This is a genomic window from Ewingella sp. S1.OA.A_B6, assembly GCF_049889095.1.
Taxonomy (GTDB): Bacteria; Pseudomonadota; Gammaproteobacteria; order Enterobacterales; family Enterobacteriaceae; genus Ewingella.
On sequence record NZ_JBLJFK010000001.1, the window covers coordinates 1,097,445 to 1,110,718 of the forward strand.

Annotated in this window: 13 protein-coding genes; 8 read left to right on the forward strand and 5 right to left on the reverse strand. The window is 50.1% G+C overall.

From position 1 onward, the window contains the following. Positions 1–23: 23 nt before the first annotated feature. Positions 24–773 carry a bifunctional NADP-dependent 3-hydroxy acid dehydrogenase/3-hydroxypropionate dehydrogenase YdfG gene (gene ydfG, locus ACMV8I_RS05250; RefSeq protein ID WP_498864125.1) on the forward strand — a complete coding sequence of 250 codons (750 nt, stop codon included), beginning with the start codon at positions 24–26 and terminating at the stop codon, positions 771–773. A 72-nt stretch (positions 774–845) separates the two neighbouring features. Here ydfG and ACMV8I_RS05255 read toward each other — a convergent pair whose 3' ends face one another. After that, the gene (locus ACMV8I_RS05255) at positions 846–1,172 is read right to left on the reverse strand and encodes a YnfA family protein (protein WP_498864126.1); all 327 of its coding nucleotides are present in this window, start codon (positions 1,170–1,172) and stop codon (positions 846–848) included. A gap of 128 nt (positions 1,173–1,300) precedes the next feature. Between ACMV8I_RS05255 and ACMV8I_RS05260 the strand changes: the two genes are divergently transcribed. Next, positions 1,301–1,669: a DUF1283 family protein gene (locus ACMV8I_RS05260; RefSeq protein ID WP_498864127.1), complete on the forward strand. Its 369-nt coding sequence runs from the start codon at positions 1,301–1,303 to the stop codon at positions 1,667–1,669. Between the two features lie 115 nt (positions 1,670–1,784). Next, positions 1,785–2,075 carry a DUF1161 domain-containing protein gene (locus ACMV8I_RS05265; RefSeq protein ID WP_498864128.1) on the forward strand — a complete coding sequence of 97 codons (291 nt, stop codon included), beginning with the start codon at positions 1,785–1,787 and terminating at the stop codon, positions 2,073–2,075. An 83-nt stretch (positions 2,076–2,158) separates the two neighbouring features. Here the strand turns inward: ACMV8I_RS05265 and cbl are convergent, their stop codons facing one another. Then, positions 2,159–3,118 (reverse strand): HTH-type transcriptional regulator Cbl, encoded by a 960-nt coding sequence (cbl, locus tag ACMV8I_RS05270; protein WP_498864129.1) that lies wholly within the window; start codon positions 3,116–3,118, stop codon positions 2,159–2,161. Between the two features lie 177 nt (positions 3,119–3,295). Beyond that, positions 3,296–4,240: a 2-hydroxyacid dehydrogenase gene (locus tag ACMV8I_RS05275; RefSeq protein ID WP_498864130.1), complete on the reverse strand. Its 945-nt coding sequence runs from the start codon at positions 4,238–4,240 to the stop codon at positions 3,296–3,298. Positions 4,241–4,473: 233 nt separating this feature from the next. On the opposite strand from ACMV8I_RS05275, the gene glgX reads away from it, so the two are divergent. Next, positions 4,474–6,756 carry a glycogen debranching protein GlgX gene (gene glgX / locus ACMV8I_RS05280; RefSeq protein ID WP_498864131.1) on the forward strand — a complete coding sequence of 761 codons (2,283 nt, stop codon included), beginning with the start codon at positions 4,474–4,476 and terminating at the stop codon, positions 6,754–6,756. Positions 6,757–6,918: 162 nt separating this feature from the next. Here glgX and apbE read toward each other — a convergent pair whose 3' ends face one another. After that, on the reverse strand, positions 6,919–7,929 hold the full coding sequence (gene apbE, locus ACMV8I_RS05285) for an FAD:protein FMN transferase ApbE (RefSeq protein WP_498864728.1): 1,011 nt from the start codon (positions 7,927–7,929) through the stop codon (positions 6,919–6,921). A 399-nt stretch (positions 7,930–8,328) separates the two neighbouring features. Between apbE and ACMV8I_RS05290 the strand changes: the two genes are divergently transcribed. Together ACMV8I_RS05290 and ACMV8I_RS05295 are read left to right on the forward strand one after the other, a co-directional pair. Beyond that, positions 8,329–9,129: a mannosyl-3-phosphoglycerate phosphatase-related protein gene (locus tag ACMV8I_RS05290; protein ID WP_498864132.1), complete on the forward strand. Its 801-nt coding sequence runs from the start codon at positions 8,329–8,331 to the stop codon at positions 9,127–9,129. Positions 9,130–9,224: 95 nt separating this feature from the next. After that, complete coding sequence (locus tag ACMV8I_RS05295; protein WP_498864133.1) at positions 9,225–10,445, forward strand: glycosyltransferase family protein; 1,221 nt, start codon at positions 9,225–9,227, stop codon at positions 10,443–10,445. Positions 10,446–10,527: 82 nt separating this feature from the next. On the opposite strand, the gene ACMV8I_RS05300 is transcribed toward ACMV8I_RS05295, so the two are convergent. Continuing rightward, positions 10,528–11,556: a TerC/Alx family metal homeostasis membrane protein gene (locus tag ACMV8I_RS05300; protein WP_498864134.1), complete on the reverse strand. Its 1,029-nt coding sequence runs from the start codon at positions 11,554–11,556 to the stop codon at positions 10,528–10,530. 142 nt (positions 11,557–11,698) lie between these two features. On the opposite strand from ACMV8I_RS05300, the gene ogt reads away from it, so the two are divergent. Then, on the forward strand, positions 11,699–12,283 hold the full coding sequence (ogt, locus tag ACMV8I_RS05305; RefSeq protein WP_498864135.1) for a methylated-DNA--[protein]-cysteine S-methyltransferase: 585 nt from the start codon (positions 11,699–11,701) through the stop codon (positions 12,281–12,283). A 194-nt stretch (positions 12,284–12,477) separates the two neighbouring features. Further along, positions 12,478–13,233 carry a fumarate/nitrate reduction transcriptional regulator Fnr gene (gene fnr / locus ACMV8I_RS05310; protein ID WP_498864729.1) on the forward strand — a complete coding sequence of 252 codons (756 nt, stop codon included), beginning with the start codon at positions 12,478–12,480 and terminating at the stop codon, positions 13,231–13,233. Positions 13,234–13,274: the final 41 nt, after the last annotated feature.

Consider the following 13,274-nt stretch of genomic DNA (forward strand, 5'->3'; position numbering starts at 1 on the left):
GAAAACAATTAGGGAACATTGGGATGATTATTTTTGTAACTGGCGCAACCGCTGGCTTTGGCGCGGAAATCGCGCGTAAATTTGTAAAATCTGGTCATAAAGTGATCGCCAGCGGTCGTCGTAAAGAACGTCTGGACGATTTGAAACAAGAGTTGGGCGACGCACTGTATGTTGTTCAGCTCGATGTGACCAACCGCGCTTCAATTGAAGAAGCCATTGCCGCGCTACCTGCCGAGTGGCGCAACATTGACGTACTGGTCAACAATGCCGGTCTGGCGTTGGGCCTGGAGAAGGCAGATAAAGCCGATCTGGATGACTGGGAAAACATGATCGACACCAATGCTAAAGGCCTGGTGTATATGACCCGCGCTGTGCTGCCGGGCATGGTTGAGCGCAACATCGGACACATCATTAACATTGGCTCTACTGCCGGAAACTGGCCGTATGCCGGTGGTAACGTTTATGGCGCCACCAAAGCCTTTGTGCGTCAGTTCAGCTACAACCTGCGTTCAGATTTACACGGTACGCATGTTCGTGTAACCAATATTGAACCGGGTCTGTGCGGTGGGACTGAGTTCTCTAATGTGCGCTTTAAGGGCGACGACGAGAAAGCCAACAAAACCTACGACAATGCTAATCCGCTGACCGCCGCTGACGTCGCTGAATCGGTGTTCTGGGTGTCAACACTACCCGCTCACGTCAATATTAACAGTATTGAAATGATGCCAGTAAGTCAGTCTCTGGCGGGTTTGCAGGTCCACCGTGACGCATAATGCGCCTTCTTTGATCGAAAAAAGCGCCCTGCGGCGCTTTTTTTATGCCGGATAGTTAATGCATTATCATCATTAACTCGTTTTCCAGCCGTAGACAATGATTAGCATTCCTCCCAGCGCTACACAGGCGCCCAGCCAGTCGGTATGGCTGAGTTTTATACCATCGACAAAGCGCAGCCACAACATGGCGGTCACTACATACACACCACCATAGGCAGCATATACCCGCCCGCTTGCCGCTGGATGTAACGTCAACAACCAGACAAACAGCGCCAGACTAAGTACCGCAGGAAACAGTAACCAAGCGCTGGCTCCCTTTCGCAGCCATAAAAAAGGCAGGAAACAGCCGATGATTTCCGCCAACGCAGTCGCGAAAAAGAGCAAAGACGTTTTGATCATAGTGAGATTTACAGCCCGTAGTTCAATGGGAAAGAAACCGAAGGGGTGTCAAAAGGTGACGTTCCTGGTGGCGATGTTATAATTTAAGTATTCGCTTGAGCGATGTGTAAACCTATAAGGAAGAGCTAATGAATACAATGTTTATGACCCGAATGACTCGCCGGTTATTACCGGTCGCCCTGCTGGTCATGGCGGCAAGTTGGCAGGTTTCTGCACAGGCTGCCACTAATTGCGCGGGCGGCACCTGCGTGTTTGGTGGTTCAGGCAATGACGCAATGAGTAATGAAGAGGCACGCCAGAGCAAAGAGCAGTGGAATGATACGCAGCAATTGCGCCACTCCATTAACCAGCGCGCTACCAAGAGCTTCAACAAGTTTGATCAGGCTGTTGATCTGCGCGATAAATGCCAGGCCAGTCAGAACCTGAATGCGTATTGGGAGCCAAATACTGAGCGCTGCCTCGACCGCCGTACAGGTCGCCAATTAATGGCGCCATAAAAATTGTGGTTTAACAGGAGAAAGATATGCTCAGAGACCCTTTGTCGTGTCTTAACTGCTAAACTATTTGATACGGTCTATCTCATTGCGAATAAGTTAAAAAAAGGATTGGATGATGAAAAAAACATTGTTAGCAGGACTGGCCATTCTGGCCCTCGCACCTTTAGCGGTTCAGGCTTCATGTGAAACCGTTAAAGCAGATATCACCCAAAAAATCGTCGCTAATGGCTTACCTGAATCCAATTTCAAATTGGATATCGTTGCCAATGATCAAGCCGACCAAGCCGGTGGTCAGGTAGTCGGTCATTGTCAGAATGACTCACAGAAAATCGTCTACACCAAAACGTCTGACAGTGTGGATGACAGTGCCAAAACGGGCACCAGTCAAGATGCACCTGCACAATAATAATCAAGTGTTGTAGCGATAGGCGCAGATGCTGCGCCTTTCTCTTTAACTTCACTTTCTAGCAACTGCTTGCTGAAACTCCCTCATATCTGATAATCAATAACTACCTCGCTCCCCTGCGGTTGTGCAAAAACCTTCTCTTTTATTTCAGTGACTGACAATCTTGGGTTACAGAGTTCGATAAAGCGCCAGACATAGTTGCGCTGTAGCTGCGCCCTTTTGAGTCCCAACCAGACGGTATTAGCGTCGAAAAGATGTTCGGCGTTGAGCAGTGTCAGAGCGCCGTCGCGCTGAGATTCGTAAGCTTTATCCGCCACGATACCGACACCCAATCCAAGTTCGACATAGGTTTTTATCACATCAGAGTCCTGCGCACTGAGTACAATATCGGGGTTTAATGCAGCACGGGTGAAAGCTTCATCAATCCGCGACCGGCCGGTAATTCCCTGACGGTAGGTAACCAATGACTGTTCGCTAAGCTGCTGCAGAGTGACAGGATGCTGATTCACCAGCGGGTGCCCGTTCGGGACCACAATCGCATGGTGCCAGCGGTAATAAGGAAAGGCAGCCACGCCCGGATCATTTATCAGCTTTTCGCTCGCGATGCCAATATCCGCCTGCCCACCCAGTAGCATTGCCAGCACTTCCTGTGGCGAACCCTGCTGTAATTCCAACCGCACGGCAGGATAAAGTACGCGGAAGGCCTTTATTATTTTTGGCAGACTGTAGCGTGCCTGAGTATGGGTGGTGGCGATGGTCAGCACCCCTGCATCCTCTTTGGAAAAGATATCAGCCAGGCGACGGATATTCTGCGCTTCATTGAGAATGCGCTCGGCGACGGCCAGCAGCTCTTTGCCCGGCTCGGTCAGGCCCAGAAGACGCTTGCCACGGCGAATAAAAATCTCCATGCCCAGCTCATCTTCCAGTTCGCGAATATGCCGGCTGACCCCCGACTGCGAGGTAAACAACATGTTGGAAACTTCCGTCAGGTTGTAATTACATCTGGCTGATTCGCGAATGATTTTAAGCTGTTGGAAATTCACCGTGTTCTGCCTCTGGTTTTGCGTAAATGTGCATCAATCTGTTATGCGTGGCCCTATTGTTACGGTCTGTTGCAGCACAGGACAAATACGAAAAGATGGTTACTTATGCTTTTTCCGACTAAAGCAGCTAAGAAGACGCCATAAACCGGCGTCCAGAGAGAAGCGATGAATAAGATCTCAGACAGGAATGGGCGTGGTTACCGGCTGGCCGGTAAAATGTGCGGTCAGGTTCTGGATAACGAGAGACATCATATTCTCCACCGCTTCGGGTGAACGTCCGGCAATGTGCGGCGTGAGGATCAGATTGGTCAGGGGTAGCATATCGGCAGGCACAGTCGGTTCACCGTCTACTACGTCCAGTGCCGCACCGGCGATTTTTTTCTGTTGCAGATGGCTAATCAGGGTAGCGCTGTCCACCACGCTTCCCCGTGCAATGTTGATTAAGAATCCACTTTCACCCAGCGCTTGCAAGACGGCGGCATCCACCAATTTTACCGTACCCTTTCCGCCCGGTGTGGCGACGACCAGATAATCTGCCCATTCGGCAAGTTCGATAATGGTTTTAAAATAGCGCCACGGGCTGCCAGCCAGCGGATTTCGGTTGTGGTAACCGACTCCCATGTTAAAGCCGCCCACGCAGCGTAAGGCAATTTGTTCCCCTATATTGCCAAGACCGATGATGCCCACTTTTTTGCCGGACATGCCCGGTACATTCCAACGTGAGGCGGTCCACTCACCGCGCCGAACAGCGGCGTCCATCTGCGGTATGTGACGCGTTACTGCTAACATCAAAGCCAGCGCGTGGTCGGCCACGGCGGAATTATTTGTGCCTGGCCCGTGGGTAACGGTGATATCCCGCGCTGCCGCCGCCTGAATGTCGATGTGTTCAAAACCCACTCCCTGTGCGCAGATAATCTCCAGATTAGGCAGTCTATCCATTTCTTCGCCGTTCAACCCAATACTACCGATGGTCAGTACGGCGCGGATCTGCCCAGCTAATTGTGGGTCGATATTGGCACGACTGGCTGCCGTTGTGGCGTAATGCAGGATGAATCCGGCTTCTTCGTAGCGGGCGGGATAGCCCGCATCGAGCTCGACGTGGCTTAACAGCGCAATTCTCATAACGGCTCCTGAGTTGATAACGACAAAATGATTTTATAGCGCAACTTATGATTTTTCGGTGAAAATAAACGTAACGAAAAAGCCGATGCAGAGAGAGTACAGCAGCAAAAGTATATTAATCCGACTACACTCCTTGATGGGTTTGTGCAGATGCCATTTCAGCCACGAACGCTCTTCGCTCAATAATTATTCAGAATTTATTCTGATTCCCTGGTTCAGGAGTGACGACAAGAATGGCAAAAACTTCACAAAAAAAAATCAGTAACCCTACCGCCGCCCTTCCCGAATCACCGCAGCGGGTGCTCAGCCATGCTCAGGTTGATGTCGCCGTGGATGCTGCCGGCGTGCGGATCATTCACCCTTATAGCGATGGCGAAATTGTTAAAGGCTTTGACTCCGGCCATCAAACCCGCGTCCGTGAAGGCTTGCCGGTTCCGCTCGGCGCCACGTGGGACGGGTTGGGGGTCAATTTTGCGCTGTTCTCTGCCAATGCGACCAAAGTTGAGCTGTGTTTGTTTACCGATGAGGGCGAGCAGTACGACGTGATTGAATTGCCGGAATATACCGACGAGGTGTGGCACGGTTATCTGCCGGATGCCCGGCCCGGCCTACTCTATGCCTACCGCGTCCACGGTCCTTATGCACCGCATGATGGACATCGCTTCAACCCAGCCAAACTGTTGCTTGACCCTTATGCCAAGCAAATCGTGGGCGAATTGAAATGGGACGATGCACTGTTCGCCTATGACCTACAGAGTGATAAAAAAGATCTGCATATTGATAACCGTGATAGCGCTGAATTTTTGCCGAAATGCAGGGTAATCGACCCCGCCTTTTCATGGGCGCGTTCGCGCAAAAACCATATTCCGTGGGAGGAGACATTAATTTACGAAACCCATGTGCGTGGCTATACCATGCGGCATCCGGCGGTACCGGAACATATGCGCGGGACCTTCTCAGGGTTGAGTACGCCGCAAATAGTCGATTACATCAAATCGCTGGGCATTACCTCTATCGAGCTGATGCCAATCCACGCATTTACCGATGACCGCCACTTGCAGGATAAAGGCCTGCACAATTTCTGGGGTTACAACACCCTGAGCTTTTTCGCGCCTCACCCACAGTATATGGCAACTCATACGGTCAATGAGTTTAAACAGATGATTGCCACGCTGCATGCCGCAGAGATCGAAGTGATCCTTGACGTGGTGTACAACCATACGGCTGAAGGTAATGAACTCGGTCCGACGCTATCGTTTAAGGGGATCGACAACGCCAGTTATTACCGGCTGATGCCGGATAATAAGCGCTACTACATCAATGATACCGGCACGGGCAATACGCTGAATCTCAGCCACCCAAGGGTATTACAGATGGTCACCGATTCCTTGCGTTACTGGGCCACCGAAATGCAGGTAGACGGTTTCCGCTTCGATTTAGCCACCATTCTCGGGCGTGAAAGTTATGGTTTTGACGAAGGCTGCGGTTTCCTCGATACCTGCCGCCAGGATCCGATCCTCAGTCAATGCAAACTGATTGCAGAACCCTGGGATTGCGGCCCCGGTGGCTACCAGGTCGGCGGTTTCCCCCCGGGCTGGACCGAATGGAATGACCGCTTCCGTGATTCAGCGCGTAAGTTCTGGCGCGGTGACGAAGGTCAGTTAGCACAGTTTGCCACCAGGCTCTCCGGTTCGGCCGACATATTCAACCACCGGGGTCGCAAGCCTTATGCTTCGGTCAACTTCATTACCGCACACGACGGCTTTACACTTAATGATCTGGTGTCGTATGAAAATAAGCATAACGCGGCCAACGGTGAGGAGGGAAATGATGGCAGCGACAACAATATTTCGGCCAATTACGGGGCCGAAGGGCCGACGGATGATCCGTCAATCAATGAGTTGCGCCAACGGCAGATGAGAAACTTGCTGGCGACGTTGCTGTTTTCGCAGGGTACGCCAATGCTGCTGGCTGGCGATGAATTTGCACGCTCACAAAACGGTAATAACAATGCCTATTGTCAGGATACCGACATCGCCTGGGTGAACTGGAATATCGAAGCAAAAGGCAAATCGATGATCTTGTTTACCTACCGGCTGATTGCGCTGAGAAAGCGGTTCCCAATCCTCCACCGTGGACGTTTTCTGACGGGTGCAGTGCATGAAAAGCTCAACGTGAAGGATGTCAGTTGGTTCCAGCCGCGTGGCGAGGAGATGAGCGAAGAAGCCTGGGCCGATCCGCATGCTAAAAGCATCGCCATGCTACTTGATGGCCGTGCACAGCCCACGGGTCTGCTACGCTATGGTTCGCTGAGTACCGTATTGCTGCTGTTCAACGCGGCACATGAAGAAGTGGTATTTAGCCTGCCCTCAGTGGCACATGGCGAAAGCTGGCGGCATATTCTCGATACCTTCCAGCCGGATGATGTTAACGAGCATAATTTCGATTTTGGCCGAGAATATATCTGCCCGTCACGCACCGTCGTTTTGTTCGAGTTAATCAGTAGCGCGAAATAATAACGTATTGCAGTAAATCGTCGGCGCTGTTTCAGGCATCCAAAATCTGAAGCAGCATCGCGAGCCCTTCCCCCAACCCTTTCTCACGACCTATCGCCTGACGCTTCTGAGTGATCACCTCTTCCTTCTCAATTTTCTCTGCGCAACGACCTTTGACCGAAATTATTCTGGTGCTTTTAGATAGGCTTTAAATTGCGGCGTCATATGGACTTCAAAACTGTCGCCTTTTTTCGTGATCAGGTAGACCGCCAGATGTTCTTTTTCGGCCAGCGCCATGGCTTTTTTCGTGCCCAAGACCATTAACCCGGTGTCCCAGCCGTCGGCTTCCAATGCCGTAGGTGCAATCACCGTGGCAGAAACCAGTTTATGAGTAATAGGATGACCGGTCGCCGGATCAATAATGTGCGACAAGCGTTGACCATCAAGCTCGTAATAGTTGCGGTAACTGCCCGACGTACTGATGCCCATGCCCTGCAAATCAACAATTGCCTGAACGGTCGATTCTTTGTCGGTTGGTTTCTGGATTGCCACCTGCCACGGAGCCCCTTTGGCGTTATAACCCCGGGATACCACCGCGCCTCCGACGGATACCAAATAGTTGCTGATACCGTTGCCTTCAATCAGGCGCGCCAGGTGGTCTGTCGCGTAGCCTTCTCCCACAGTGGATAGGTCAACATACATGTTCGGTTGGTCTTTTTGCAGATACTCCCCGTCTTCCTGCTGAATCACTTTCAAATGCTGTAAACCTATTTGCAGGCGGGCTGCCTCAATCTGGGTGTCGGTTGGGGTTTTAATTGGCTGTTTCTGCGGCCCAAAGCCCCACAGGTTAACCAGTGGTCCGACAGTGATATCCATCGCGCCTGAGGTTTTTTGCCCGATGCGCAGCGACGTCACGATAATGTCTGCCATGCCTGCACTGATGCGTTGCGGCACACTGCCCTGATATTGGTTAAAGCGTGACAGAACTGAATCGGCTTTATAGGTTGACAGTTGATGGTCATCCTCCGCCAGTTGCGCTTCGATTTGTTGACGCAGTGCGGCTTCACGGCTGTTATCAACACCTGCCAGGCTGACACGGTAGAAGGTTCCCATGGTTTTGCCTTCAATAACCAAGGTATTTCGTGCTTCATCCGTGACGTTGTCACAAGAGGCCAGCAGGCTGACGCCAAACATAAGGCAAATCAGGCGGGCTGCCTGGCGGAGATGAAGATTGTGTAAATCGGGCATGAATAACTCGCTTAAGAAAACTCACCGCGTACCAAGAGAGGCGGTAAAAAGTGTCTGAACAGTAATTGAAGTCACTTAAACCACAGATCAACAACGACGCTTGACCGGATTTTTCCTGCTATTACCGCACTATTTTACCTGAAAATGAGTGCGTCGGCAGGATGCTACACAAGCCAGTGCGGTGGGCAGATGGCGACAAAAATAGGGGCTGAAACCATTCGACTAAAATGCAGCGTAACCTGGCTGCAACCCATAAATCTGATTTTTCCGTATATACTGATTGATTGGAACAGGAAATAATTCTCATTGGTTATATAAGATTCCTTAATAAATTGAGGAGAAATAATGCCCTACCTTGATGATCCCCTGATTATTTTTACCGACCTCGATGGTTCACTGCTCGACCACCATGACTACAGTTGGGCACCCGCGCAAGCGTGGCTTGATCGGCTGGCAGAGCATAATATTCCGGTGATCATTACTACCAGTAAAACTTCAGCGGAAGTCTCGGCATTACAGCAATCGCTAAAGCTAAACCACCTGCCATTTATTGCTGAAAACGGCGCGCTGATTCATATGCCAGATGATGATAATGGCGCTCATCACCTTATTGGGGCTGACTACCAGCGTATCCGCGACGTCCTTGTGGACCTGCGTAAACGTTACGATTTTGAATTCCGTGGATTTGGTGATGTTAAACCTCAGCAGGTGGCTGACTGGACCGGTCTGACACTGGCCAATGCCGGGCTGGCGATGCAACGAGATGCCTCTGAGCCGCTTATGTGGTTTGGTAATACTCTGGATTTCTCCCACATGGAAAAGCTGCTGAGGGAAGAAGGACTGGCACTGACTCGCGGTGGGAGATTCTGGCACGTTATGGGTCAGAACGCTGGCAAAGGTCAGGCGGTTCAGTGGCTGGCAGAACAGTACCAACAACGGCGAGGCCAGGTGACGGTCACCCTCGGCCTGGGCGATGGTCCCAATGATATTTCGATGCTTGAAGCGGTGGATTTTGCGGTGGTGATTTTAGGTCATCACGATCAGGATATGCCGCTGAACAAAGAAGATAAAAATGTTTACCGCACCACGCTATATGGCCCGGAAGGTTGGCAGCAAGGACTGGACCACTTTATTGCGACTAAATGAAAATCAAATTGTCTTAAGGGATAACTGAAGGGATAGCAGTTGTTGTATCACTTTGATTCCAATAATTTTACCAAAACTAAAATTGGAGAGTACAGATGAGCGATTTTTATCAGGATGGTGTCATTACTAATTTCCATAATCTGACTAACCGTAAGACGGAAGAGTTGGAGTATGATCTTCAGGTATTTTCCGGTCGCCGCTCGATGGGATTGATTCTGCCTTCGCTGTTTTCAGAGCTTGAAGGCCCGGCACTGAGCAACATTGTTGATGAACTGAGCAAAGTGCCCTATCTGGAAGAAATTGTGATAGGGCTGGACCGCGCTGACCGCGATCAGTTTTTGTTTGCCAGGGAATTCTTCTCCCGTCTGCCACAGCGCCACCGTATTTTATGGAACGATGGTCCACGTTTGACTGCGCTGGATCAAGAGTTACAAAAAGAGGGGTTGTCGCCGATGGAACCCGGCAAGGGTCGTAACGTATGGTTCTGCGTGGGTTACACCTTGTCTTCACGTCGTACCTCGGTCGTTGGCTTGCACGATTGTGACATTGTCACGTATAGCCGCGATATGCTGGCACGTTTGATGTATCCGGTGGCTAATCCTAACTTCCATTACGATTTTTGTAAGGGTTATTACGCCCGCGTCGCGGAAGGTAAATTTAATGGTCGCGTAGGACGCCTGTTGGTCTTCCCTCTGCTGAAATCCTTGCAAATCGTTTACGGACACTCGGATTTCCTCGAATACCTGCGTTCATTCCGCTACCCACTTTCCGGCGAGTTCGCAATGCGTACGGATGTGCTAAATGATTTACGCATTCCAAGTGATTGGGGTCTCGAGATTGGCGTGCTATCGGAGTTACACCGCAATACTGCCACCAAGCGAATTTGTCAGGTTGATATTGCCAATAACTACGATCACAAACATCAGCCTATGTCTGAAGAGGATGCCAGCACCGGTCTGCAGCGAATGAGTATTGATATCACCAAAGCGCTATACCGTAAGATGGCTATCCTTGGCGTGAGTATCACCAGCGAGTCTTTCCGTATTCTGAAAGCGACCTACTACCGTAACGCACTGGATATGATTGATGCCTTTGAGCATGATGCCAAGATGAATGGCCTGTCGTTTGACCGTCATAGTGAAGAGTCTGCAGTAGAGTTATTTTCGGGGGCAATCATGGAAGCCGGCCAGGCCTTTGTGGATACACCCAGCGAGAAGCCGTTTATTCCGAGCTGGAGCCGTGTGCAATCAGCCTTTCCTGATATTCTGGAACGCCTGCACGAGGCTGTGGAGCAGGATAATGAAGGGGATGTGTAGTTGCCTTAAATATTCAAACGTAGAACGGGACGCTTTATGCGTCCCGTTTTTTTTCGTGAATTTTTCTATTGTTGGGGCATTTTTATTCGGCCGTTTTTTTACCACCGGGGAACAACAGACTGGCTACAATACCCACCGCCAAAACACCGAGCACCACATACAGGCTTGCCAGCGCACTGATGTTATATCCGTGTTGCCACAGATGATCGCTGGAATTTAAAGCCAGTTTGGCTGCCACAAAGAACAGCAGAAAGATCACCGATTTCTCAAGGTGGCGCAGGTATTTACGCAGCGCTTCCAGCACGAAGTACATAGTACGCAGACCCAGCACGGCAAACATCATGGCCGAATAGACAATCAGTGGCTCCCGGCTGACGGCGATCACCGCGGGTACGCTGTCAAACGCAAACATCAGATCTGAAATCTCCACAACAGCAATACACAGCAGCAGCGGCGTAGCATAACGGATGCCCTTCTTAACCTGAAAACTGAAGTCTTTGTTCTCAGGTTTTGCCAGTTCGGCTTCAATTTGCTGGCTGTTAACCAGGAAGTGCGCCCCGATGAGTTTCGGATAAACCGGAAAGAAACGGCGTACTAAGCGGTTGGCGATGTGGTCGGAATAGTCATCGGAAGCATCGTCGTCATCTCCGGCGCGCATCATCAAAATAGCCGTCCACAGAATAATCACCGCAAATACCATTTCCACCCACGGACCAAGTGCCAGCAGGCTGGTGCCGATCACCACAAAAATGCCGCGGAACACGATAGCGCCGATCACACCCCAATAGAGAATACGGTGGCGGTAACCGTCCGGGACTTTAAACCAGGCAAAAATCGCCATAATTACGAACAGGTTATCTATCGATAACACCTGCTCGAGGGCATACCCGGTCAGGAACAGGCTGGCGACTTCTTTACCGTGATGGAAATAGAGAAAACCAGCAAATGAGAGGGATACCAATACCCAGAAAAGCGTCCATATCGACGCACTCTTCAGACCTATTGGCTTGTGGCTGCGGTGAGCAAAAATATCGATGAGTAGCGCACAAACGGCGACAACAATAAAAATAGCGGTAGTTTCCAGTGGAAACCCTAGCGACTCTGACAGCATTACATGTCCTGATAAGTAAACAAAGGCCAAACGAAAGCAAAGTAAGTTGTGCATTGTAAGGGGTTACGCGAGTCTTGGGTATTAAAGTCGAAAACAAACTCGCCCCGTGCAATAATGCCTGTCGCTTTTTTGGAGAAATCTGATGCTGACATTAGTGAGTGAAACCATTGATACCCCGCTCGGTGAACTGGACATTATCACGGACATTCAGGGCCACCTGCGTGCGCTTGAGTGGGCTGATTTCCATCATCGCATGATGCAGCTATTGGTACGCCACTATGGTGTGGAAGTCTCAGCCAGCCCTGTGGTGAACCAGAAAGCAAAGTCTGGCGCGAAAAATGGTTTTAGTCTTAATCCGGGTAGCGTTGATACTAAGGTTCGTCTGCGGATCCAAGATTATTTCTCCGGAGATCTGCATGCAATTGATACCCTGCCCGTCGCCACTGCCGGAACTGAATTCCAGCGTCAGGTATGGCAGATGCTGCGCACTATCCCCTGCGGACAGGTAATGACTTACGGCCAAATGGCGGCTCAGCTGGGTAATCCGGGCGCGTCCAGAGCAGTAGGGCTGGCTAATGGTTCAAATCCGATAAGCGTTGTCGTACCCTGTCATCGGGTTATCGGCAGCAACGGCACTCTGACCGGATATGCTGGTGGCGTTGACAGGAAGAAGTGGTTACTGATTCATGAAGGTTATTTAATGAATCAACAACAAATATTTTTTTAAAACATTACGTTTATTTCTGAATCGAGTGATCCTCGATCGTCTTTTTTGGGGTCGAGATCAAATAATAAGAAAATAATTTTTGCTAAAAACAAGGTTTCCTATCAATTCATCCCTTTCACCTAAATTATCCTACTTATAAATTCCGGCAAAAGATGTTAAAATTGACTCATATCAATATTGCCAGAGTGAATCTTATGATCCCGGAAAAACGTATTATTCGTCGTATCCAATCTGGTGGTTGTGCCATCCACTGCCAAGACTGCAGTATCAGCCAGCTGTGTATTCCTTTCACGCTCAATGAACACGAACTCGATCAGCTCGACAATATTATCGAAAGGAAGAAACCGATCCAAAAAGGTCAGGCTCTGTTCAAGGCCGGCGATTCGTTGAAATCCTTGTACGCCATCCGCTCCGGGACTATCAAGAGCTACACCATCACAGAACAAGGCGATGAGCAGATCACCGGCTTCCATCTGGCTGGCGACCTGGTCGGATTCGACGCGATTGGTGGTTTACAGCACCCAAGCTTTGCACTCGCATTGGAAACATCAATGGTGTGTGAAATACCTTTCGAAACGCTGGATGATCTCTCAGGTAAAATGCCCAATTTGCGCCAGCAAATTATGCGTTTGATGAGCGGTGAAATTAAAGGCGATCAGGATATGATCCTGCTGCTGTCGAAGAAAAATGCAGAAGAGAGACTGGCCGCATTTATTTACAACCTCTCCCGCCGCTTCGCTGAGCGTGGTTTTTCTCAGCGCGAATTCCGCCTGACCATGACCCGTGGTGATATAGGTAATTATCTGGGCTTGACGGTAGAAACCATCAGCCGTTTATTGGGGCGCTTCCAGAAATCAGAGATGCTGAGCGTTAAAGGCAAATATATTACTATTGAGAATCATGCCCTGCTTTCTCAATTGGCGGGTCAATCCGTCGCCGTTACCGCATAACCCAGTTGGTCGGATTTTCAAAAAGAATAATTTGTTGATCC

Coding starts and splice junctions, on each gene's coding strand:
- ydfG (WP_498864125.1), top strand. CDS start 24: ATGATTATTTTTGTAACTGGCGCAACCGCTGGCTTTGGCGCGGAAATC.
- ACMV8I_RS05255 (WP_498864126.1), bottom strand. CDS start 1,172: ATGATCAAAACGTCTTTGCTCTTTTTCGCGACTGCGTTGGCGGAAATC.
- ACMV8I_RS05260 (WP_498864127.1), top strand. CDS start 1,301: ATGAATACAATGTTTATGACCCGAATGACTCGCCGGTTATTACCGGTC.
- ACMV8I_RS05265 (WP_498864128.1), top strand. CDS start 1,785: ATGAAAAAAACATTGTTAGCAGGACTGGCCATTCTGGCCCTCGCACCT.
- ACMV8I_RS05275 (WP_498864130.1), bottom strand. CDS start 4,240: ATGAGAATTGCGCTGTTAAGCCACGTCGAGCTCGATGCGGGCTATCCC.
- glgX (WP_498864131.1), top strand. CDS start 4,474: ATGGCAAAAACTTCACAAAAAAAAATCAGTAACCCTACCGCCGCCCTT.
- apbE (WP_498864728.1), bottom strand. CDS start 7,929: ATGTTTGGCGTCAGCCTGCTGGCCTCTTGTGACAACGTCACGGATGAA.
- ACMV8I_RS05290 (WP_498864132.1), top strand. CDS start 8,329: ATGCCCTACCTTGATGATCCCCTGATTATTTTTACCGACCTCGATGGT.
- ACMV8I_RS05295 (WP_498864133.1), top strand. CDS start 9,225: ATGAGCGATTTTTATCAGGATGGTGTCATTACTAATTTCCATAATCTG.
- ACMV8I_RS05300 (WP_498864134.1), bottom strand. CDS start 11,556: ATGCTGTCAGAGTCGCTAGGGTTTCCACTGGAAACTACCGCTATTTTT.
- ogt (WP_498864135.1), top strand. CDS start 11,699: ATGCTGACATTAGTGAGTGAAACCATTGATACCCCGCTCGGTGAACTG.
- fnr (WP_498864729.1), top strand. CDS start 12,478: ATGATCCCGGAAAAACGTATTATTCGTCGTATCCAATCTGGTGGTTGT.